The organism is Streptomyces tendae, from assembly GCF_014650435.1.
Lineage (GTDB): Bacteria > Actinomycetota > Actinomycetes > Streptomycetales > Streptomycetaceae > Streptomyces > Streptomyces tendae.
Genome location: NZ_BMUY01000012.1, coordinates 98,636 through 119,541, shown reverse-complemented (window position 1 = coordinate 119,541; position 20,906 = coordinate 98,636). Strand labels below are relative to the sequence as shown.

Below are 20,906 nucleotides of genomic sequence, written 5' to 3'. Positions count from 1 at the left end.
GTGCGATCACCACGGTACGCGTGCTGGTGGGTTCCCGGCCGGTTGCTGATCGGTTGCTGATTCGCGGGCGGCAGCCTCGAAGGCGTCACCGGGACGTGTGACGCCAGCAGGAACGGACGAGCAGGAACAGAGAGGGCCACCGCCACCATGACCCCCACGACCCCCATGAACACCACGGAGCCGACGATCCCCGGCTTCACCCACGACCGTGTGACGGTCGCCGACGGCATCGGCCTGCACGTGGCCGTCGGCGGCACGGGCAGCCCGGTCGTGCTGCTGCACGGCTTCCCCCAGACCCACCTGATGTGGCGGCACGTCGCCGCAGACCTGGCGGCCGACCACACGGTCATCTGCCCCGACCTGCGCGGCTACGGCGCCAGCGACAAGCCCGCCGACCCGGACGGCACCGCGTACGCCAAGCGGACCATGGCCGCCGACGTGGTCGCCCTGGCCCGGGAGCTGGGGCACGAGCGGTTCGCGCTGGCCGGTCACGACCGGGGCGCGCTGGTCGCGGTGCGCGCCGGGCTCGACCACCCCGACGCGGTGACGCACCTGGCCGCGCTGGACGTACTGCCGACGCTGGACATGTGGGACGTCCTGCACGGCACGACGGCGGCGGTGGGCTTCCACCTGTATCTGATGGCGCAGCCGCCGGGGCTGCCGGAGCAGCTGATCGGCGCCGCGCCGGACGCGTTCTTCGGTCACTTCCTGGACGTCTGGACCCGGGACGCGGACGCCCTGCCCGCCGACGTCCGCGCCGCCTACCTGAGGGCCTCCCGCGAGGCGGTGCCCTCCATCGTGGCCGACTACCGGGCCTCGGCCGGCATCGACGTCGAGCACGACCGGGCGGACCGGGAGAACGGCAACCGGCTGCGGATGCCGGTGACCGTGCTCCAGCAGGACTGGGGCGCGGCCCTCGGGTACGACGCCGCCGAGCTGTGGCGTGCGTGGGCCCCGGACCTGCGGCACGAGACCCTCGGCTGCGGGCATTTCATGGCGGAGGAGGCGCCTGGCGAGGTCGCGGGGGCGCTGCGCGGGCTGGTTGCCCGGTAGGCAGCGTCGGAGCATGCCCGCACAACGATCGGTTGTACCTGCCGCCAGGACCGTTGTTTGATCCGCCCGGCCCGGCTCGCTTGGATGTCCGGCGTGACGAAGTCGGGTGCGGTCGAGTCGGACGTGGTGCGGGGCAGGTCGTTGGGGCGGCGGTTCGAATGGTTGTGGGCGGCGTACGCGGTCAGCACGTTCGGCACCCGGCTCGCCTTCGACGCCTTTCCGTTGATCGCGGTCATGGTGCTGGACGCCGGGCCGGCGCGGGTGGGGGCGCTCGCGGCGGCCGGTCTCGCGGTGGGCGCGGTGGTGGCCGTGCCGCTCGGCCCGTGGGTGGAGTTCCGGCGCAAGCGGCCGGTGATGGTCGCGATGGACCTGGTCCGGTGCGCGGTGCTGCTGAGCGTGCCGCTCGCGTACGCCTTCGGCCGGCTGGGCTTCGCCCAGCTGCTGGTCGTCTCGGTCGTGGTCGCCGCGGCCGACATCACTTTCAGGGCCGCCGCGGGATCCTGCCTCAAGGCGCTGGTGCGACCGAAGGACCTGCTGCGGGCCAACGGCCGGTTCGAGTCGACGACCTGGACCGCGGCCATGCTCGGGCCCCCGGTCGGCGGGGCCGCGATCGGGCTCTTCGGCCCGGTGGTGACGGTGGCCGCGGACGCCGTCAGCTATCTCCTCTCGGCGCTGGGCATCCGCGCGATCGGGGGCGGGGAGCCGCGCCCGCCGCGCACGGAGGCGAGCCGGTTGCGCGCCGGTGACCTGCTGGACGGCTGGCGGTACGTGCTCGCCTCACCGGCTCTGCGTCCGCTGTTCCTCAACACGGTCCTGGTCAACGGGCTGATCATGGCGACGGCACCGCTGCTGGCCGTGCTCATGCTGGGCGATCTCGGTTTCGCGCCCTGGCAGTACTCTCTCGCCTTCGCCGTGCCGTGCCTGGGCGGGCTGGTCGGCTCGCGGCTGGCCGGGCCGCTCGTGGCGCGCTTCGGGGAGCACCGGGTGCTGGTCACCACTGGCGTGCTGCGCGTGTGCTGGCCCGTCGGGCTGGCCTTCGTGGGGCCGGGGACCGGGGGGCTGGTCCTGGTGATGGTCGTCGAGTTCGGGCTGATCGCGTCCGTGGGCGTGTACAACCCGGTGTACGCCACCCGTCGGCTGGAGTTGACGCCTGCGGACCTGGTGGCGCGCACTCTGTCGGCCTGGACGGTCAGTGGGAAGCTGACGACCGCGGCGCTGACCGCGGTGTGGGGCCTGCTGGCCGGTCTGACCGGGACGCGTACGGCCGTCGCGCTCGCGGGCGCGCTGCTCCTGGCGACCCCGCTGCTGCTGCCGCGACGCACCCGCACGCCGGCCCCCGCCCCGGTCCAGCCCGCCACCGACGGATGAGACCCGACCGCCACGCCCACGTCGCCGCACCCTGCCGCACCCCGGGCCAAGCCCCGACGAACTCGCCGAATCGACCACCCCAGTCGGCACGCCGCTCACACCCTCCGCTAGAAGCCCGCCTCCTCCGGTCGCGTCCAGCCCCGCCGGACGCGACGGCCCCATCAGCCGCCCCGCCCCTTGCCCTACGGCGACGCACCCCGTCGCGGGCCGGGCCGGCACCGACGCACCGAGCACCCCAGTCGGCACGCCACTCACGCCCGCGCCGGCCTCCCGCCCTCCCACCCTCACGCCCCGACCCGGCCCGCGGCACGCGAAGGCGCGTCAGCCGCCCCCTCCCTCACGCGCCCGGCGGCGTCTTTGCGCCCAGGTCCGGGAAGCACCGACGAGCCTCCGCGAACAGGGCCGGGTAGGCGGTTCCGTGGGCGACCGCGGCGGCGAAGAGGGCGCCGAGGGCGGCGCGCAGCGGGTCCGGATCGGCGGCGGCGCGCAGGGCGGGCAGGGCCAGGGCCCGGCACAGCGGGGCCTCATGGCCTCCGCCCGGCGGGTCGGGTGCGGTGAGGGCGGTGCGGTCGTCGGTGAAGAACCGGTCCCAGGTCCGCCGGGGGTCGTCGAAGGGGGCCGGCAGCGGCTCTCCCCGGTCCAGGGCGATCAGCGCGGCCGCGATCCAGTCGACGCCTTCCAGTCCTGCGGCGGTGAAGGCGCGGCGGGCGGCCCAGCGGGCCAGGCCGCGCTGGGTGGCCGGGCACGCCGCGTCGACGGCGTCGAGCAGGTCCCGGTCCAGCGGGACGAGCCCCCGTGCGTCGGCGCCGGCCTCCCGTACCCGCCGGCTGGGCAGTCGTCCGCCCCAGGACCGGATCTCGGCGCGCTCCCGCTCGGTCGGCTGTCCCGAAACGGGCGGCTCCAGGGCACGCGCGTAGTGGTGCCGGCGTGCGGCGCTGCGTGAGGTCTGCCGGACGACCCGGTCCGCGCTGGGCGGAGCCGGCCAGAACTGCAGCAGGTACTGGCCGACCGGCCCCGCGCCCGGGGCCGTGGCGGACGCGGCCCCCGCACCGCCGTCCATGCCGCGTCCGCAGTAGCGCACCCGGTGGTGGGCGGGTGGCAGGGCCAGCTCGCACAGGGCGCCGTGGTCGCAGGGCAGCACGGCGGTCGAGGCGGTCAGCGGCCGGAACGACGCCTCCACCACGTCCTCCCAGCGGTCCTCGAGGGGCGGCGCGGCGCCGTGCACCTCGACGGTCAGCGCGACTCTTCCGCTGCTGAGGCCCGTGCACAGGAAGAGACAGCCCGGGACGGCCGCGCCGCACAGGCCGTTGGTCTGTCCGGCGCATGCCTCCGACGGAATCGGCCCCCTCGGTTCACGGCGGCTGTCCACGTGGAACCGCCCGTGAGCCACCGTGAGTTCACCCCTGTACACCGTCCGCATCCGCACGGCCAGTCCCCCTCGCATCCGGCACTTCGAGGCCACCAGTATGCGGAGGGGGTCTGACAACCGTTCCCACGACGGACGCGCGACGGCGTTGGGGGCGAGGGTCAGCTGGCCCCGGGTACGTCCTCGGTGACGCCGTTCAGCGGCGAGGACGGGTCACTGCCGTACGGGCGGGTGAATGCCTCCATGCCGTGCCCGGAGGGGTCGGTGAAGTACACGCCCCTGCCGCCGTCGTTGCGGTTGATCCGGCGCGGGTGCCGGCCCTGCGGGTCGGCCTGGATGGGGATCCCGCCCTCGACGAGGCGGGCGAGGACGGCGTCGAACTCGTCCTCGGAGACGAGGAACGCGTAGTGCTGCACGGGGATGTCGATGTCGACGGTGGCGAAATCGAGGGTGACGCCGTTGGCGGTCGTCACGGGCAGGAACATCCCGGCCGGTTCGCCGACCTCGAGACCGAGGACTTTGGCGAGGAAGTGGGCGGACGTCTCCCTGTCCTGGGAGAGAACGATGGTGTGGTTGAACTCGACTGACACGGGTCAATGCCTCCACGGGCATCTCCGCGGCGCCTCCATGCCTCACCCGGACGGTGACCGACACGCGATGCCGCGCGGAGATCCTACGTCCCGGACCCGTCCCCGGCCCACCCCTTTTCCGCCCCCGAGAGATCCCCGACGGGTCCCCGACGTGTCCCTGATGTGTCCCTGATATGTGTCAGGAATCTTTGACAGGTGGCCGCGACCCCTGTCAGCGTTTCCTGACAGGTACCACGGAAAGGGGTGCGATGCCCGAGGCCCCACCTCCGGCACCGACCGGTGACGAGTTGCTCAAGGTGCTCTCCGCGCTCGGCAACCCGCACCGCATGCGGATCGTCGCGGCACTCATGGAGAGCCGGAACTACGTCAGCGCTCTGGCCCGGCTGATCGGCATGGGCCGTCCGCTGCTGCACATGCACCTGCAACGGCTGGAGGCCGCGGGACTGGTCGCCGGCACGCTCGAGGTCGCGGAGGACGGCAAGACGGTGAAGTACTACGACGTCACGCCGTTCTTCTACGAGCTCACCCCGCGGGTCGTCGCGCAGGCGGCCGCGACGATCACCGACACCACCGAGACCGACCGGACCGCCGGCCGGAGTGCGAAAGAGGAAGCGAAGTGAACGAGGACGTGGTGAGTCTCGCCGCAGGGGGAGAGGAGCTGGGGGTCCTGGTCGGCGCCGTGGGCGCGGCCGGGTTCTTCGGCCTGATGATCGTGATCGTCTGGCAGGTCGCCGCCACCTGGCGGGCCCGGATGCTGGCGGCGCGCGAGGAGCAGTACAAGGAACTCGCCACGCGGTACGCCCGACTCCTGGAGGACACGGTGGAGTTGCAGCGCCGCACGGCGGAGGAGCAGCGGCAGACCCTCGACGAGCTGACCCAGACCCGGCTCGCGGTCGGGTCGATGGAGAAGATGATGCGCGAGATCGAATAGCCGCCGCCGGCAGGCGCCGCCGCACGGGCACGGCCGGGAGCGGCAACTCCCGGCCGTACCACGGCGGAACACACCCGACATCGCATCGATGTCGCACCCGAGACACACGCCCGTCCCGTACACCGCGGCAGGCCGACACACCTGAGCGCCGCGGTGCGGGTCCCGTGCGCCCTGGCACCGGTCGGTCGACCGGTGGGCGCGTTCCCCATGGAGGAGATTACTCATGCGTGCGCTGTTGCGGCGTGTGGCCCGTGCACCCGGTGGGCGGCGCGGCAAGTGGTACGTACTGGCGGTCTGGCTGATCGTGGCCGTCGCGCTGGGTCCGCTGGCCGGCCGGCTGGGCGACGTCGAGGACACGGGCGCCAACGCCTTCCTGCCGCGTGGCGCGGAGTCCGCGCGGGTCAACACGGAACTGGAGAGGTTCCGCACGGACACGCTGATGCCCGCCGTCGTCGTCCACACCGGTGAGGGGGCGAAGGCGCAGGCGGCCGCCGACCGAGACCTCCTCGCCCGGTACGCCGCCGCGGGCGAGCAGGTGTCGCCGCCGTTCCCGTCCGAGGACGGGAAGGCGCTGATGACGGTGGTGCCGCTGGACGGCGACGACGACGTCACCGGCACGATCGACGAACTGCGCGAGTCCCTGGGCGCGAACGCGCCGCCCGGCGTGGACGTCGTCGTCGGCGGACCGGCGGGGTCGCTCACCGACCAGGTCGCCGTCTTCGACAGCCTGGACACCACGCTGATGCTCGCCACCGGGCTGGTGGTGGCCGTCCTGCTGCTCATCACGTACCGCAGCCCCGTGCTGTGGCTGCTGCCGCTGCTGTCCGTGGGCTTCGCGGCCGTCCTCACCCAGGTCGGGACCTATCTGCTGGCCCGGTACGCGGGGCTGCCGGTGGACCCGCAGAGTTCGGGCGTGCTGATGGTGCTCGTCTTCGGTGTCGGCACCGACTACGCGCTGCTCCTCATCGCCCGCTACCGCGAGGAGTTGCACCGCCTCGCCGACCGGCACGAGGCGATGCGCATCGCGCTGGTCCGCTCGGGCCCGGCGGTCCTGGCGTCGGCCGGCACCATCGCGGCGGGCCTGGCCTGTCTGGGCTTCGCCGACATCAACTCCTCGCGCTCGCTGGGACTGGTGGGCGCCGTGGGCGTGGTCTGCGCCTTCCTGGCGATGGTCACCGTGCTCCCGGCCCTTCTCGTCGTCACCGGCCGCTGGGTGTTCTGGCCCTTCGTGCCGCGGGCCGGTACGCCCGCCCGCGCGTCGCGCACGGTGTGGTCCCGCATCGGGTCCGCGGTCGCCCGGCGCCCCCGCTGGTCGTGGCTGATGTCGGTGGCCGTCACCGGTGTCCTCGCGCTCAGCACGGCCGGCCTGTCCATGGGGCTGACCCAGGAGGAGATGTTCCAGGACAAGCCGGAGTCCGTCGTCGCCCAGGAGCGGATCTCGGCCCACTACCCGTCGGGCGCCTCCGATCCGGTGAAGATCGTCACGGCCACGGCGCACGCCGACGCGGTACGGCGAGCCGCGGCGGACGTCGGGGGCGTGGCCCGGGTGGAGGCCGGAGGCGACCGCACGCCCGACGGCGGCCGCACCCAGCTGTCGGTCGTCCTGGCGGACACCCCGGACAGCGAGCGTGCCAAGGACACGGTCGACGGCCTCCGGGACGCCGTGCACCGGGTGCCGGGCGCGGACGCGCTCGTGGGCGGCACCACCGCGCAGTACCTGGACACCCAGCGGGCCGCCGGCCGCGACCTGACCACGGTCGTTCCGATCGTGCTCCTGGTGGTCCTGGCCGTCCTGGTCGGGCTGCTGCGCGCCCTGGTCGCCCCGCTGCTGCTCCTGGCCACCGTGGTGCTGTCGTACCTGGCGGCGCTGGGCGCGTCGAACCTGCTCTTCGAGCACGTGCTGGGCTTCGCCGGGGTCGACTGGTCGATTCCGCTGATGGGCTTCGTGTTCCTGGTCGCCCTGGGCATCGACTACAACATCTTCCTGATGCACCGGGTGCGTGAGGAGACCGCCCGGCTCGGTCACGCCCGGGGCGTGCTGGAGGGCCTGACCAGCACCGGCGGGGTCATCACCTCCGCCGGCGTCGTCCTCGCCGCGACCTTCGCCGTCTTCGCCGGGCTGCCGCTGGTGACCATGGCGCAGATGGGCGTCCTGGTGGGGATCGGCGTCCTGTTGGACACCTTCCTGGTGCGCACGGTGCTGGTGCCCGCTCTCGCGCTCGACCTGGGCCGCCGGTTCTGGTGGCCGGGCGCGCTGTTCCGGCGCCCGGCGCGGGAGGAGGCGGCGACCGTCAGCCGGACTGGGAACTGTCCTTCATCGCCCCCCACCCGTGCCAGCGCTCCACCTCGATCCAGGCGCTGACCCGGGGGCGCTCCCGGTCCGGGTACGGGTTGCCCGTGTAGTGCCGGGAGAGGCGGTCGATGCCGGAGAGGTCCTCGTCGTCGCGCATCTCGGCGACGCGGCCGATCAGGGTGACGTGGGTGTACCAGTCGTCGCCCGCGAGAACGGTGAGCGTGACGCGCGGGTCGCGGCGCAGGTGTCCCAGGCGCACGCGGCCCGCGTCGAGGTTGATCAGCACCCGGCCGTCGTCGTCCCGGGTTGGGTCGGCGCAGCAGATCGACGGCCTCGGGCGGCAGCGGCGGCTTGGACATACGGGCTCCTCGCGATTCGGTGTGGTCCGGCGCCGGGTCCGGTCGCCCGCGCCGGGGTGTCTCGGTCACCCGGTACCCCGGGCGGGCTCAGTCGGTCGCCTTCTCCTCGAAACTGGCGAAGTAGGCCGCCGCCATGTCCTCGTCGCCGTGTCCCTGGGCGGCGGCGCGGGCGAACCGCTGCGCACCGGCCGCGGCGAGGTCCAGCCGGACGCCGTTCGCCTCGCCGGCCTCGACGATCAGGCGGGCGTCCTTCTCGGCGGTGCCGACGGCGAACTGGGCCGGCGTCAGCGCGCCGTCGCGGATCAGGCCGGCCTTGGCCCGCAGGTAGCCCATGTCGAGCGGGCCGCCGGCGATGGCGTCGAAGAAGGCGTCCGGGTCCACGCCCAGCGCCTTGGCGAGCGAGAGGGTCTCGCCACCGGCGTTGGTGACGGCGAGGACCCAGCTGTTGGCCACCAGTTTCAGCCGGGTGGCGCTGCCGGCCGCGCCGTCCTCGCCGGTCCACACGGTGCGCGAGCCGACGGCGTCGAACACGGGCGCGACGGTGTCCCGCGCCGCGCCGGGACCGGCCGCCAGTACCAGCAGCTGACCGGCCTCGGCGGGCTGCTTGGTGCCGAGGACGGGTGCGTCGAAGAAGACGAGGCCGTGCTCGTGGGCGAAGGCGGCCAGGTCGGCGACCGCGTCGACGCCCGCGGTGGTGGACTGCGCCCACACGGTGCCGGGCCGCAGGCCGGGCGCGGCCCGCCGCATCACGTCGAGGGCGGCCGGGCCGTCGTAGAGCATCGTGAGGACGACGTCGGCGCCGCTCACCGCCTCGTCCGGGCTGCCGGCGACGTGCGCGCCGTCGGCGGCCAGCGGCTCGGCCTTGGCCCGGCTGCGGTTCCACACCCGGACGGTGTGTCCGGCGCGGGCGAGGTTGCGGGCCATCGCGGCACCCATGATGCCGGTGCCCAGGACGCTCACGGTGAGCTGGTCGGTCATGACGTCGCCTTCTGACTCGTACTGTCTCGTGTCGCCGGTGGCCGGGCTCCTGCGAGCCGGGCCCGGGGGCCCAGCCTGCCACCGGACGCGGGTCCCCGCGCGTCCGCGCGGCCCCGTCCCGTACGGTACGGCCGTGAACGCCTTCACCGACGACATCGACAGCAACGGCGAGACCGCCCCGGGCCGTTACGGACCCGCCGCCACCACCGAGGCCGACCCGCGGGAGGTGGGCCGGGTGCGGACGGAGTACTCCCCCGCGCACGACGGCGACCCCGATCCCGGCGAGATCGTCTGGACGTGGGTGCCCTTCGAGGAGGCGGACGGCCGGGGCAAGGACCGGCCCGTGCTCGTGGTGGCCCGGGAGGATGCAGGGACGGTGCTGGCGGTGCAGCTGTCCAGCAAGCGGCACGACGGGGACCGGGAGTGGGTGCCGATCGGGAGCGGGCCGTGGGACCGCTCCGGGCGGGACTCCTGGGTGGACGTGGACCGGGTGCTGCGGCTGCACGACGCCGGGATGCGCCGCGAGGCGTGCGCCCTGGACCGGATGCGCTTCAACCTCGTACGGCAGCGGCTGCGGGAGCGCTACGGCTGGAGCTGACCGGGACGGCCGGCGCCCTCCGGGAAGGCACGCTCGAAGGCCGCCCGGACGGTGGCGCCCGGGGTGCGGTCCAGGATGCCGAACGCCACCCGTTCGAAGGCACCGGCGAATCGTCCGCCGGGGCCGAGCAGCGTCCGGAACGCGCCCGCCACCCGGGCGGGGTCGTTGCGGAACACGCCGCAGCCCCAGGCGCCGAGGACCAGCCGCCGGTACCCGTGGGCCGCGGCCGTCTCGAGCACCCGCTCGGCGCGCACGGTGAGGGCGGCGGGCAGGTCGGCGGCGCGCTGCGGGGCCGTGCGCAGCACCACGCCCGCGTTGGGTGCGGCGGAGGTCAGGAATCCGGCCCTGAACGGCTCGTCCAGCAGGCGGCCCCGGTCGTCGCGGAAGACGGGCACGCCGGGCGAGTGGACGACGCGGTCCGTGTAGAACGGGTCTCGGTGGGCGCGGTGGTGGTCGTAGAACTCGCGCGCCCGCAGCAGGCAGGTGTACAGGGCGGAGGCCCGGCACAGGGCCTCCTCCTGGGCCTGGGCGCCATTGAGATAGCCGCCGCCGGGGTTGCGCGCGGAGGCGAAGTTGAGCACGGCGACGTCGCCGCCGAGCCGTCGGGCGGCCTCCAGGCTGCTCTCGCCGGTGACCTCGAAGACCGTCCGTCCCCGGTCGGGGACGGCCACCTCGACGGGCCCCGGTCCGTACATCCGCGTACCGTCCCTCGCCGCCCCGACCGCCGCCGCGAGGGACACCTCTCGGCCGTCGGACGTGCGGTAGGACCCGGCCGCGACGATCTGCTCCGTCTGCTGTGCGATGCCCCGCAGGCGCGCGCTCACGGCGCCACCCCCGTGGACGCCGTGACCGCGCGCGGCGCGGTCTCCCCCGTCGTGCTCATGGGGGAATCCTGGGTGATGCTGGGGATGCGGTGCAACGGAGTTTCCCGACCGGCGAACGACGTGGAAAGCCCCTGGAAACAGGCGGATCGCGGAGATTACCGAGCGGGAACGTCCCGAAATGCACCCTTGTGCGGAACGGCACGAGGGTCTTGGGTGGGACGAGTGTGCCGACCCGGCCCACCGCAGAAGGGCCGGCGGCATGGTGGAATCTCAGGAGGATCCCGACATGTCCGATTCGGTTGGTGGCTGTATCCAGCCACGTACCGCCGTCAGTGAGGCCGAGGTCGAGGCGCTGGTCCGCGGCATCTGCTTCAAGACCGGTCCACCCAGGCTCCTCGGTGTCGAGGTGGAATGGCTCGTCCACGAGCTGCGCGCGCCGCGGCTCCCCGTGTCACCCGAACGGCTCCAGGCGGTGTACACCGCGCTGCGGGCCGTGCCCCTGAGGTCGGCGCTGACCGTCGAACCCGGCGGCCAGCTGGAGCTGAGTTCGCTCCCCGCCGCCTCGCTGACGGAGTGCGTCCGCTCCGTCTCCGCCGACCTCGACGCCGTCCGCGCCGTACTGCGCGAGGACGGTCTCGCCCTGGTCGGCCTCGGCCACGATCCCTGGCAGGCGCCGCGCCGCTATCTGCGGCAGCCGCGCTACGACGCCATGGAGGCATGTCTCGACCGCACCGGTCCCGGTGGCCGCTTCATGATGTGCGCCTCCGCCTCGGTGCAGGTGTGCGTGGACGCCGGGCACGAGGAGCCCGGCCCGATGGGTCACGTACGCCGGTGGTGGCTGGCCCATCACCTGGGCGCCGTCCTGCTGGCCGCGTTCGCCAACTCCCCGCTGTCCGGCGGCCGGCCCACCGGCTGGCGGTCGACCCGGCAGCTGCGCTGGACGCAGATCGGTGCCGGCCGGGCGGGCGGCCCCCCGCTGAACACCGACCCGCGCGGTGCCTGGACGCGGCACGTGCTGGACGCCCCGGTGATGTGCGTACGCCGCGACGGCGGGCCGTGGGACGTGCCTCAGGGGCTGACCCTGCGGGAGTGGACCCGCGAGCTGGTGCCGCGGCCGCCGACCCGGGAGGACCTGGACTACCACCTGACCACGCTCTTCCCGCCGGTACGGCCGCGCGGCCATCTGGAGCTGCGGATGATCGACGCGCAGCCCGGGGACGACGGCTGGATCGTGCCGCTGGCGGTGACCGCCGCGCTGTTCGACGACCCGGAGGCCACCGAGACCGCCTACCGGGCCGTCAAGCCGCTGGCCGAGCGCACGCTGGGGCTGCCCGCGCCGCACAACCCGCTGTACGAGGACGCGGCCCGTGCCGCGCTGACGGATCCCGAGCTGTGCGAGGCGGCCGTCACCTGCTTCAGGGCGGCGCTCGCCGCGCTGCCCCGGCTCGGCGCCGGCACCGAGGTGACGGACGCCGTCGCCGGGTACCTGGAGCGCTATGTGCTCAGGGGCCGCTGCCCCGCCGACGATCTGCTGGACATGCCGGGCGGCGCGGACCGTGGCCCGCACGGGAGGGAGACCCGCTGATGACCGACCCCACCGACGCGCCCACGACCACCGCCGCCGAGGCCCTGCGGGAGCGGGCCCTGACCACGCTGGTCACCGCCCGCGAGCGCACCACGCTGCTGACCAGCTGCGTGGAGGGCCCCGACCTGACCGCCCAGGTGTCGCCGCTGATGTCCCCGCTGGTGTGGGACCTGGCGCACATCGGCAACCAGGAGGAGCAGTGGCTGCTGCGCGCGGTCGCCGGGCAGGAGGCGATACGCCCGGAGATCGACACTCTGTACGACGCCTTCGAGCATCCCCGCTCCGAGCGGCCGAGCCTGCCGCTGCTGTCGCCCGTCGAGGCCCGCCGGTACGCGGCCGACGTGCGCGGCCGGGCCCTGGACGTGCTGGAGCGCACCGCGTTCGACGGGACGCGGCTGACGGAGGCGGGTTTCGCCTTCGGGATGATCGCCCAGCACGAGCAGCAGCACGACGAGACCATGCTGATCACGCACCAGTTACGCAAGGGGCCGCAGGCGCTGACCGCGCCCGACCCCGAGCCGGCGGGGCTGTTCACCGGGCCTGCCGAGGTCCTGGTGCCGGGCGGTCCGTTCACCATGGGCACCTCGACCGAGCCCTGGGCCCTGGACAACGAACGCCCCGCGCACCGGCGCGAGGTGGCGCCGTACTTCATCGACACCGTCCCGGTGACCAACGGGGCCTACCGGGCGTTCATCGACGACGGCGGCTACGACGACCCGCGCTGGTGGACCCCCGAGGGCTGGGACCACATCCGCCGGCACGCCGTCACCGCCCCGCTGTTCTGGCGCCGGGACGGCGGGCAGTGGCTGCGGCGCCGCTTCGGGGTGACCGAGGTGGTGCCGGCCGACGAGCCGGTGCTGCACGTGTCCTGGTACGAGGCCGACGCGTACGCCCGCTGGGCCGGGCGCCGGCTGCCCACCGAGGCCGAGTGGGAGAAGGCCGCCCGGTACGACCCGGCCGGCGACCGCGCCATGCGCTATCCGTGGGGCGACGCCGACCCGGGCCCCGAGCACGCCAACCTGGGGCAGCGGCACCTGCGCCCGGCGCCCGCGGGCAGCTACCCGGCCGGTGAGTCGCCGCTCGGCGTACGGCAGTTGATCGGCGACGTCTGGGAGTGGACGTCGAGCGACTTCGCCCCGTACCCGGGCTTCAGGGCGTTCCCGTACAAGGAGTACTCGGAGGTGTTCTTCGGTCCCGAGTACAAGGTGCTGCGCGGCGGTTCCTTCGCCGTGGACGCGGTGGCCTGCCGGGGCACGTTCCGCAACTGGGACTATCCGATCCGGCGGCAGATCTTCTCCGGGTTCCGCACCGCCCGGTCGGCGGAGGCCGTCTGATGTGCCGACACCTGGCCTATGTGGGCCCCGCGGAGCCGCTCGGAGAACTCCTCGTGACGCCGCCGCACGGTCTGTACCGCCAGTCGTGGGCGCCGCGGCACCAGCGGTACGGCACGGTCAACGCCGACGGGTTCGGCGTCGGCTGGTACGCCGAGGGCGACCCGGTACCCGCCCGGTACCGGCGGGCCGGCCCGATCTGGGCGGACCAGTCCTTCGCCGACCTGGCGCGGGTGGTGCGGACCGGCGCGCTGCTCGCGGCGGTGCGGGACGCGACGCTGGCCGGTGCCGACGCAGAGGCGGCCGCCGCGCCGTTCGCCGCGGGGACCTGGCTGTTCAGCCACAACGGAGCCGTGGCGGGCTGGCCGGGGTCGCTGGCTCCGGTGGCCGCGACGCTGCCGCCCGGTGAGCTGCTCTCGCTGGAGGCGCGCAACGACTCGGCGCTCGTGTGGGCGCTGGTCCTGGCCCGGCTGCGCGCCGGGGACGACGCGGGCCGGGCGATGGCCGAGACGGTGCTGGAGGTCGCCGCGGCGGCCCCCGCCTCCCGGCTCAACCTGCTCCTCACCAACGGCTCCACCGTCACCGCCACCACCTGGGGCGACACCCTGTGGTACCGGTCCCGCCCCGGTGGCGGCACGGTCGTCGCCTCGGAGCCCTACGACGACGACCCGCACTGGCAGGAGGTCCCCGACCGCACCCTGCTCGCGGCGAGCGGCACGGACGTGCGGCTCACCCCGCTCAAGGAGCCGGGCGAAACCGCCCCGGCAGACGCTTTCGTCTCTGCGAAGGAGCCCCGCACGTGAGCCAGTTCCGTCTGACCCGGACGCTGCCCGAGGACGCCACGGACGCCGCCCTGCGCGCCGACGTCCTGGCGGGCCTGACGAGCACGCCCAAGTGGCTGCCGCCGAAGTGGTTCTACGACGCGCGGGGCAGCGAGCTGTTCGAGGCGATCACCACGCTGCCCGAGTACTACCCGACCCGGGCCGAGCGGGAGATCCTCGTCGACCGGGCCGGGGAGATCGCGGCGGCGACCGGCGCCCGCACCCTGGTGGAGCTGGGTTCCGGCTCCTCGGAGAAGACGCGGGTGCTGCTCGACGCGCTGACCGGGCAGAACGGGCTGCGCGGCTACGTACCGGTCGACGTGAGCGAGAGCGCCCTCGTCCAGGCCGGGCAGGCGCTGGTCGCCGAGCGTCCCGGCCTCCAGGTGCACGCGCTGATCGCCGACTTCACGGCCGGGCTGACGCTGCCCGACACTCCGGGACCCCGCCTGGTGGCGTTCCTCGGCGGCACCATCGGCAACCTGCTGCCCGAGGAGCGCGCCGCCTTCCTGTCCTCCGTCCGCGCCCTGCTGGCCCCGGGGGACTCCCTGTTGCTGGGCACGGACCTGGTGAAGGACGAGGGGGTGCTGGTCCGCGCGTACGACGACGCGGCCGGGGTGACGGCCGAGTTCAACAAGAACGTGCTGTCCGTGGTCAACCGCGAACTGGAGGCCGACTTCGCGCCCGCGGCCTTCGATCACGTGGCGATCTGGAACGCCGAACGGGAGTGGATCGAGATGCGGCTGCGTTCGCGCACCGCGCAGACCGTGAAGATCCAGGAGCTCGACCTGGCCGTGGACTTCGCGGACGGGGAGGAGCTGCGCACCGAGGTGTCCGCGAAGTTCCGGCGGGAGGGGGTGCGGGTGGAGCTGGCGGCGGCCGGGCTCGACCTGGCCCACTGGTGGACGGACGCCGAGGGGCGTTTCGCCCTGTCGCTGAGCGTGGCGCGCTGAGCCCGCGGCGCCGGGCCCGGGACACGGGTCCGCGGCGCCGCGGCCGGGACGTCGGGCCGGGGTACCGGCCCGCGGCCCGGCGCCCGCCGGTCAGCGCGCGTTGGCGTCCAGCAGTGCGGTGACGCGGTCGGATGCCTTCCGAGCCTCCGACTTCGCGTCCGCCCCGGTGAGCACCTTCGTCATGTACGCCTTGATCGGGTTGTCCGCCTCGACGGCGCCCCACCGGGGCGTCCCGGGGGTCGCCCGGCCCTGTGCGGCACCGGCCGCCATGGCCTCGATCCCCTCCTCGCCGGAGACTTCCTCGGCGAGCGACTTCTTGTTCGGGACGTAGTTCATGGTGCGGGCGAGGTCGGTGTTCCACTTCTCGCCCGCGAGCGCCTCGATCACGGCGAGGGCGCCTTCCTCCTGGTCGGTGTTCTTCGGCACCACGAGGTCGGAGCCGCCGGTGAAGACGGCGCCGGGCTTGTCGGCGCTCTTGCCGGGCACCGGGAAGAAGCCGATCTTGCCCTTGAGGTCGGGGTTCTCGCGCACGATCGACTGGGCCAGGCCCGGCACCGCGACGATCTGCGCGACCTGGCCCTTGGCGAAGACCCCGGACTGCGGCGGGTGTTCCTCGTCGGCGTCGACCGGGCCGTCGCCCAGGGCCTGCAGTTCGCGGTAGAAGTCCATGCCGCGCAGGGCCGCCGCGGAGTCCAGCGCGCCCGTCCAGACGCCGCCCTCGCCGTCCTGGGTGGCCAGTTCGCCGCCTTCGTCCCAGATGAAGCCGGAGAGCGTGTACCAGTCCTGGCCGGCCAGGTAGATGCCCTGGTCGCCGTTCTCGTCGAGCTTCTCCGAGGCGTCGAGCCACTCCTCGCGGGTGCGGGGCGGCTCGTTGATGCCGGCCTGCTCGAAGAGGTCCTTGCGATAGATGACGACGCGGTTGGCGGCGTACCAGGGGATGCCGAACTGCTGGGACATCCACTGCCCCGGTTCGGCGAGACCCGGCAGCCAGTCGCGGATGCCCCAGTCGCGCATCGACTCCAGGGTCAGGTCCTGCAGCCTGCCGCCCTCCGCGTACTGCGGGACCTGGGTGTTGCCGACTTCGACGACGTCGGGCCCGTCCGTGCCGTCGGCCTTCAGCGCGGCCTGCACCTTGTCGCCGATGCCGGTCCACTCCTGGATGCGGATGTCCAGGTCGAGGTCGGGATGGTCGGCCTCGAAGCCCTCGGTGAACCGCTTCAGGAAGTCCTGCGAGGCGCTGTCCTTCATCAGCCACACGGTGACGGTGCGCCGCTCGCTCCCGCCGTCCTGCGAGATCAGGCCGCAGCCGCTGAGCACGGAGGCGGACACACAGACAAGGGCGAGGAGTCGACGTCTCACGAGGGGTCCTTCTGACTGACGAACAGAGGGCGCGGACAGGTGTGTCCTGCACACGCGAAGGGAGACCCGACGTGGGGGACGAGCCCGAGGCTCGAACGGGTGTCTGGGATTTTGGTATGGACCATTACAAAGGTCAAGGGGCGAGGGGGAGGTACCGGAAGGTTTCCACCCCGAACGGCACTGCCTCGCGCTCCGTCCGGACTTGGGGCACGGTGGAGTGACGCAGGGCACACCGCTGCCCCGCGGAAGGGAGCACCCGCATGTCGAACCACACCTACCGGGTCACCGAGGTCGTCGGCACCTCGCCCGACGGCGTCGACCAGGCCGTCCGCAACGCCATCACGCGCGCCTCGCAGACCCTGCGCAAGCTGGACTGGTTCGAGGTGACGCAGGTGCGCGGCCAGATCGAGGACGGGCAGGTCGCGCACTGGCAGGTCGGCCTCAAGCTGGGCTTCCGCCTGGAGGAGTCGGACTGACGCCCCCGAAGCCCTCTCGGACGCTCACGTCCCTCAGGTACGGCCCTCGCGCTCCTGCGCCGCGCGCAGCTCGGCCGACCGTGCCGCCCAGCGCGCCCGGAGCACGGGGAAGCCGGCCCGTTCGGCGTCGTCGCAGACCAGCTCGTCGTCGTCCACCAGGATCCGGACCTCGCGGGTCCGCGCGAGCCTGTGCAGGATCTCCAGCTTGGTGCGCCGGGCGGGCCTGCGGTCGGCGTTGCCGCGCATGTGCACCGCCCCGTCCGGCAGACCGTGCGCGGCCAGCCAGTCGAGCGTGTCGCGCCGGCAGCGCTCGGGCCGTCCGGTGAGGTAGACGATCTCGCACTCCCGCGCGCTCTCCCGCACCAGCGCGATGCCCTCCGCGAGCGGCGGATCGTGCGGCGCGGCGGCGAAGAACGCGTCCCAGTCGCGCGGCCTGCGCTCCAGGAACCGCTGCCGGTGCGCGGTGTCGGCGAGGGTGTTGTCCAGGTCGAACACGGCCACCGGTGGCTTGCTGCTGTCGCTCACCCGCCCACCCTAGAGCGCGCCGCCGGGAATCTGTGCGGCGTGGGGGCGTTGAACACCGTGTGACCTCCGCACTCGCCAGCACGCGCTTCTCCGTCCTCGACCGCTCCCGCATCCGGGCGGGCCGCACCGCCGGGGAGGCGCTGCGCGACACCGTGGACCTGGCCCGGGAGGCGGAGCGGCTCGGCTACCACCGGTTCTGGGTGGCGGAGCACCACGGCGTGCCCGGGGTGGCCGGATCGGCGCCGACCGTGCTGGCGGCCGCCGTGGCCGGGGCCACCCGCCGCATCCGCGTCGGCACCGGGGGCGTGATGCTGCCCAACCACCGGCCGCTGGTCGTCGCCGAGCAGTTCGGCGTGCTGGAGTCGCTCTTCCCCGGCCGCATCGACATGGGGCTCGGCCGCTCGGTGGGCTTCACCGACGGCGTCCGCAGGGCACTGGGCCGGGAGAAGGACGACGCCGAGGACTTCGACGCGCAACTGGCCGACCTGCTCGGCTGGTTCCGGGGCACCTCGCCCACGGGCGTGCACGCGCGCCCCGCGGAGGGGCTGACCGTGCCGCCGTTCGTGCTGGCGATGGGCGAGGGCGCGGCCGTCGCCGCCCAGGCCGGCCTGCCGATGGTCATCGGGGACCTGCGGGACCGGGACCGGATGCGCCGCGGCATCGACCGCTACCGCGTCGCCTTCCGCCCCTCCGAGTGGAGCGCGCAGCCGTACGTCGTCGTCTCCGGCACCGTCGCGGTGGCCGCCACGCCCGAGGAGGCCCGGCGGCTCCTGGTGCCGGAGGCGTGGTCCATGGCCCAGGCCCGCACGCGCGGCTCCTTCCCGCCCCTGCCGCCGGCCGAGGAGGTCGAAGCGCGGACGATGACCGCGAAGGAGCGCGACCTGTACGAGGGCGGTCTCGGCGGCCACATCGCCGGTACCGAGGAGCAGGTCGCCGACGAGCTGGAGACGCTCGTGAAGGAGACGGGTGCCCAGGAGGTCCTGGTCACCACGAGCACGTACGACCGTGCCGCGCTGCTGGACTCCCACCGGCGGCTCGCCCGAGTCACCGGTACGGGACCGCTCGGCGCCCCGGCGTAGAATCGCGGGGTTTGTCCCGCCCACCGTACGGAGCCCTCCGCGATGCACAGCCCCCACGACCCGTACGTCCGGGTGCGCGACGCCCGCGAGCACAACCTCAAGGGCGTGGACGTGGACGTCCCCCGGGACGTGGTGGCGGTGTTCACCGGGGTCTCCGGCTCGGGCAAGTCCTCGCTGGCCTTCGGGACGGTCTACGCGGAGGCGCAGCGGCGGTACTTCGAGTCGGTGGCGCCCTACGCCCGCCGCCTGATCCACCAGGTCGGCGCCCCGAAGGTGGGCGAGGTCACCGGGCTGCCGCCCGCCGTGTCGCTCCAGCAGCGGCGGGCCACGCCGACGTCGCGCTCGTCGGTGGGGACGGTCACCAACCTCTCCAACTCCCTGCGGATGCTCTTCTCCCGCGCCGGCGACTATCCGCCGGGCGCCGAGCGGCTGGACTCCGACGCGTTCTCGCCGAACACCGCGGCGGGGGCCTGTCCGGAGTGCCACGGGCTGGGCCGGGTGCACCGCACGACCGAGGAGCTGCTGGTTCCGGATCCCTCGCTGTCGATCCGGGACGGTGCGATCGCCGCGTGGCCGGGTGCCTGGCAGGGCAAGAACCTGCGGGACGTCCTGGACGCCCTCGGGTACGACGTGGACCGGCCCTGGCGCGAGCTGCCCGCCGAGGCGCGTCGGTGGATCCTGTTCACCGACGAGCAGCCGGTGGTCACGGTGCACCCGGTGCGGGACGCGGGTCGCATCCAGCGGCCGTACCAGGGCACGTACATGAGCGCCCGGCGGTACGTGATGAAGACGTTCGCGGACTCCAAGAGCGCCACGCTGCGGGCGAAGGCGGAGCGGTTCCTGACCAGCGCCCCCTGTCCGGTGTGCGGCGGCGCCCGGCTGCGGGCCGAGGCGCTCGCGGTGACCGTCGGCGGCCGCACCGTCGCCGAGCTGGCCGCGCTGCCGCTCACCGAGCTGCCCGCCCTGCTGCCGACCGAGGGTGTGACGGCCGGGGTGCTGACCGAGGACCTCACCTCCAGGATCGCGCCCGTCGTCGAGCTGGGGCTCGGCTATCTGAGCCTCGACCGGCCCACGCCCACCCTGTCCGCGGGCGAGCTGCAGCGGCTGCGGCTGGCGACCCAGCTGCGCTCCGGGCTCTTCGGTGTCGTGTACGTCCTCGACGAGCCCTCGGCGGGTCTGCACCCCGCGGACACGGAGGCACTGTTGACGGTGCTCGAGCGGCTGAAGGCGGCCGGCAACTCGGTGTTCGTGGTGGAGCACCACCTGGGTGTGATGCGCGGCGCCGACTGGATCGTGGACGTCGGTCCGCTCGCCGGCGAGCACGGCGGGCGGGTGCTGTACAGCGGCCCGGTCGACGGGCTGGCCGGCGTCGCGGAGTCCGCCACCGCCCGCCACCTCTTCCACCGCTCCCCCGCGCCCGTCCGCGAGGTGCGCGTCCCGCGCGGCACGGTGACGGTCGGTCCGGTGACCCGGCACAACCTGCGCGGGGTGACCGCGAGGTTCCCGCTCGGTGTGCTCACCGCGGTGACCGGCGTGTCCGGCTCCGGGAAGTCCACCCTGGTCGGCGAGATCACCGAGGACCTGCCGGGGGTGGACCGGCTGGTCTCCGTGGACCAGCGGCCGATCGGCCGCACCCCGCGCTCCAACCTGGCCACGTACACGGGCCTGTTCGACGTGGTGCGCAAGGTCTTCGCCGCCACCGGGCAGGCCCGGGAGCGCGGTTACGGCGTGGGCCGGTTCTCCTTCAACGTGTCGGGCGGGCGCTGCGAGACCTGCCAGGGCGAGGGTTTCGTCAGCGTCGAGCTGCTGTTCCTGCCCAGCACCTACACGCCGTGTCCGGACTGCGGAGGTGCGCGCTACAACCCCGAAACGCTCGAAGTGACGTACCGGGGGCGGAACATCGCCGAGGTGCTGGACCTGACGGTGGAGGGCGCGGCGGAGTTCTTCGCGGACACCCCGGCGGTGGCCCGCAGTCTGGCCGCGCTGCTGGACGTCGGTCTGGGGTACCTGCGGCTCGGCCAGCCCGCGACGGAGCTGTCGGGCGGGGAGGCACAGCGCATCAAGCTGGCCAGCGAGCTGCAGCGAGGGCGCCGCGGCCACACCCTGTACCTGCTCGACGAGCCGACGACCGGTCTGCACCCGGCCGACGTCGAGGTGCTGATGCGCCAGTTGCACGGCCTGGTCGACGCCGGGCACACGGTGGTCGTGGTCGAGCACGACATGAGCGTGGTGGCGGGGGCCGACCACGTGATCGACCTGGGGCCGGGCGGCGGTGACGCGGGCGGCCTGATCGTCGCCGCGGGGCCGCCCGTCGAGGTGGCGGGCGTCGGGGCGAGCGCCACCGCGCCCTATCTGGCCCGCGCCCTGGACGGCGGGAGGCGCCGGTGAGGTGGGCTCACCGGCGCCCGGTCCCGCGGCGA

At 73.9% G+C, this 20,906-nt stretch carries 19 protein-coding genes and 1 pseudogene; 13 read left to right on the top strand and 7 right to left on the bottom strand.

Going from position 1 to position 20,906, the window contains the following annotated elements; all coding sequences use genetic code 11:
• Positions 1-147: 147 nt before the first annotated feature.
• Together IE258_RS29095 and IE258_RS29090 are read left to right on the top strand one after the other, a co-directional pair.
• Positions 148-1,053 (top strand): alpha/beta fold hydrolase, encoded by a 906-nt coding sequence (locus IE258_RS29095; RefSeq protein ID WP_229892502.1) that lies wholly within the window; start codon positions 148-150, stop codon positions 1,051-1,053.
• An 84-nt stretch (positions 1,054-1,137) separates the two neighbouring features.
• Positions 1,138-2,421 (top strand): MFS transporter, encoded by a 1,284-nt coding sequence (locus IE258_RS29090; protein ID WP_189748326.1) that lies wholly within the window; start codon positions 1,138-1,140, stop codon positions 2,419-2,421.
• A gap of 337 nt (positions 2,422-2,758) precedes the next feature.
• Here IE258_RS29090 and IE258_RS29085 read toward each other — a convergent pair whose 3' ends face one another.
• Both IE258_RS29085 and IE258_RS29080 read right to left on the bottom strand, forming a co-directional pair.
• On the bottom strand, positions 2,759-3,811 hold the full coding sequence (locus IE258_RS29085; protein ID WP_229892501.1) for a hypothetical protein: 1,053 nt from the start codon (positions 3,809-3,811) through the stop codon (positions 2,759-2,761).
• 137 nt (positions 3,812-3,948) lie between these two features.
• The gene (locus IE258_RS29080; protein WP_189748323.1) at positions 3,949-4,377 is read right to left on the bottom strand and encodes a VOC family protein; all 429 of its coding nucleotides are present in this window, start codon (positions 4,375-4,377) and stop codon (positions 3,949-3,951) included.
• Between the two features lie 248 nt (positions 4,378-4,625).
• On the opposite strand from IE258_RS29080, the gene IE258_RS29075 reads away from it, so the two are divergent.
• The 3 genes from IE258_RS29075 (at position 4,626) to IE258_RS29065 (ending at position 7,670) form a co-directional block, all read left to right on the top strand.
• Complete coding sequence (locus IE258_RS29075) at positions 4,626-4,997, top strand: ArsR/SmtB family transcription factor (RefSeq protein WP_189748321.1); 372 nt, start codon at positions 4,626-4,628, stop codon at positions 4,995-4,997.
• Positions 4,994-5,308, top strand: coding sequence for a hypothetical protein (locus tag IE258_RS29070; RefSeq protein ID WP_161381639.1), 315 nt, complete (start codon positions 4,994-4,996; stop codon positions 5,306-5,308). Before IE258_RS29075 ends, IE258_RS29070 begins: the two co-directional genes overlap by 4 nt.
• A gap of 223 nt (positions 5,309-5,531) precedes the next feature.
• Complete coding sequence (locus tag IE258_RS29065; RefSeq protein WP_189748319.1) at positions 5,532-7,670, top strand: MMPL family transporter; 2,139 nt, start codon at positions 5,532-5,534, stop codon at positions 7,668-7,670.
• Here the strand turns inward: IE258_RS29065 and IE258_RS29060 are convergent.
• Positions 7,600-7,960 (bottom strand): annotated as a pseudogene (locus IE258_RS29060) (pyridoxamine 5'-phosphate oxidase family protein). The gene IE258_RS29065 and the pseudogene IE258_RS29060 overlap by 71 nt on opposite strands.
• Before the next feature lie 87 nt (positions 7,961-8,047).
• Positions 8,048-8,938 (bottom strand): NAD(P)-dependent oxidoreductase, encoded by an 891-nt coding sequence (locus IE258_RS29055; protein ID WP_189748317.1) that lies wholly within the window; start codon positions 8,936-8,938, stop codon positions 8,048-8,050.
• A gap of 133 nt (positions 8,939-9,071) precedes the next feature.
• On the opposite strand from IE258_RS29055, the gene IE258_RS29050 reads away from it, so the two are divergent.
• Complete coding sequence (locus IE258_RS29050; protein WP_189748315.1) at positions 9,072-9,536, top strand: type II toxin-antitoxin system PemK/MazF family toxin; 465 nt, start codon at positions 9,072-9,074, stop codon at positions 9,534-9,536.
• On the opposite strand, the gene IE258_RS29045 is transcribed toward IE258_RS29050, so the two are convergent.
• Entirely contained in the window at positions 9,521-10,360 is an 840-nt protein-coding gene (locus IE258_RS29045) for a TIGR02452 family protein (protein ID WP_189748313.1), read from the bottom strand. The genes IE258_RS29050 and IE258_RS29045 overlap by 16 nt on opposite strands.
• A 286-nt stretch (positions 10,361-10,646) precedes the next feature.
• On the opposite strand from IE258_RS29045, the gene egtA reads away from it, so the two are divergent.
• From egtA to egtD, 4 genes are read left to right on the top strand one after another with little or no spacing between them, the layout of a single operon-like run.
• The gene (gene egtA / locus IE258_RS29040; protein ID WP_189748311.1) at positions 10,647-11,945 is read left to right on the top strand and encodes an ergothioneine biosynthesis glutamate--cysteine ligase EgtA; all 1,299 of its coding nucleotides are present in this window, start codon (positions 10,647-10,649) and stop codon (positions 11,943-11,945) included.
• Positions 11,945-13,279 carry an ergothioneine biosynthesis protein EgtB gene (gene egtB / locus IE258_RS29035; protein WP_189748309.1) on the top strand — a complete coding sequence of 445 codons (1,335 nt, stop codon included), beginning with the start codon at positions 11,945-11,947 and terminating at the stop codon, positions 13,277-13,279. The genes egtA and egtB overlap by 1 nt, the downstream gene beginning before the upstream one ends.
• Complete coding sequence (gene egtC, locus IE258_RS29030; protein ID WP_189748307.1) at positions 13,279-14,079, top strand: ergothioneine biosynthesis protein EgtC; 801 nt, start codon at positions 13,279-13,281, stop codon at positions 14,077-14,079. Before egtB ends, egtC begins: the two co-directional genes overlap by 1 nt.
• Positions 14,076-15,047, top strand: a complete 972-nt coding sequence (gene egtD, locus IE258_RS29025) for an L-histidine N(alpha)-methyltransferase (RefSeq protein WP_189748306.1) — start codon at positions 14,076-14,078, stop codon at positions 15,045-15,047. The genes egtC and egtD overlap by 4 nt, the downstream gene beginning before the upstream one ends.
• A gap of 90 nt (positions 15,048-15,137) precedes the next feature.
• On the opposite strand, the gene IE258_RS29020 is transcribed toward egtD, so the two are convergent.
• On the bottom strand, positions 15,138-16,406 hold the full coding sequence (locus tag IE258_RS29020; protein ID WP_189748304.1) for an extracellular solute-binding protein: 1,269 nt from the start codon (positions 16,404-16,406) through the stop codon (positions 15,138-15,140).
• A 260-nt stretch (positions 16,407-16,666) separates the two neighbouring features.
• Here IE258_RS29020 and IE258_RS29015 point away from each other — a divergent pair, with 260 nt between their 5' ends.
• The gene (locus IE258_RS29015; protein WP_030399431.1) at positions 16,667-16,882 is read left to right on the top strand and encodes a dodecin; all 216 of its coding nucleotides are present in this window, start codon (positions 16,667-16,669) and stop codon (positions 16,880-16,882) included.
• A 33-nt stretch (positions 16,883-16,915) separates the two neighbouring features.
• Here the strand turns inward: IE258_RS29015 and IE258_RS29010 are convergent, their stop codons facing one another.
• The gene (locus IE258_RS29010; protein ID WP_189748302.1) at positions 16,916-17,407 is read right to left on the bottom strand and encodes a phosphatase domain-containing protein; all 492 of its coding nucleotides are present in this window, start codon (positions 17,405-17,407) and stop codon (positions 16,916-16,918) included.
• 59 nt (positions 17,408-17,466) lie between these two features.
• On the opposite strand from IE258_RS29010, the gene IE258_RS29005 reads away from it, so the two are divergent.
• A complete protein-coding gene (locus IE258_RS29005; protein WP_189748300.1) occupies positions 17,467-18,486 on the top strand; it encodes an LLM class flavin-dependent oxidoreductase in 1,020 nt (339 codons plus the stop codon).
• Between the two features lie 42 nt (positions 18,487-18,528).
• Positions 18,529-20,874, top strand: a complete 2,346-nt coding sequence (locus tag IE258_RS29000) for an ATP-binding cassette domain-containing protein (protein ID WP_189748298.1) — start codon at positions 18,529-18,531, stop codon at positions 20,872-20,874.
• Positions 20,875-20,906: the final 32 nt, after the last annotated feature.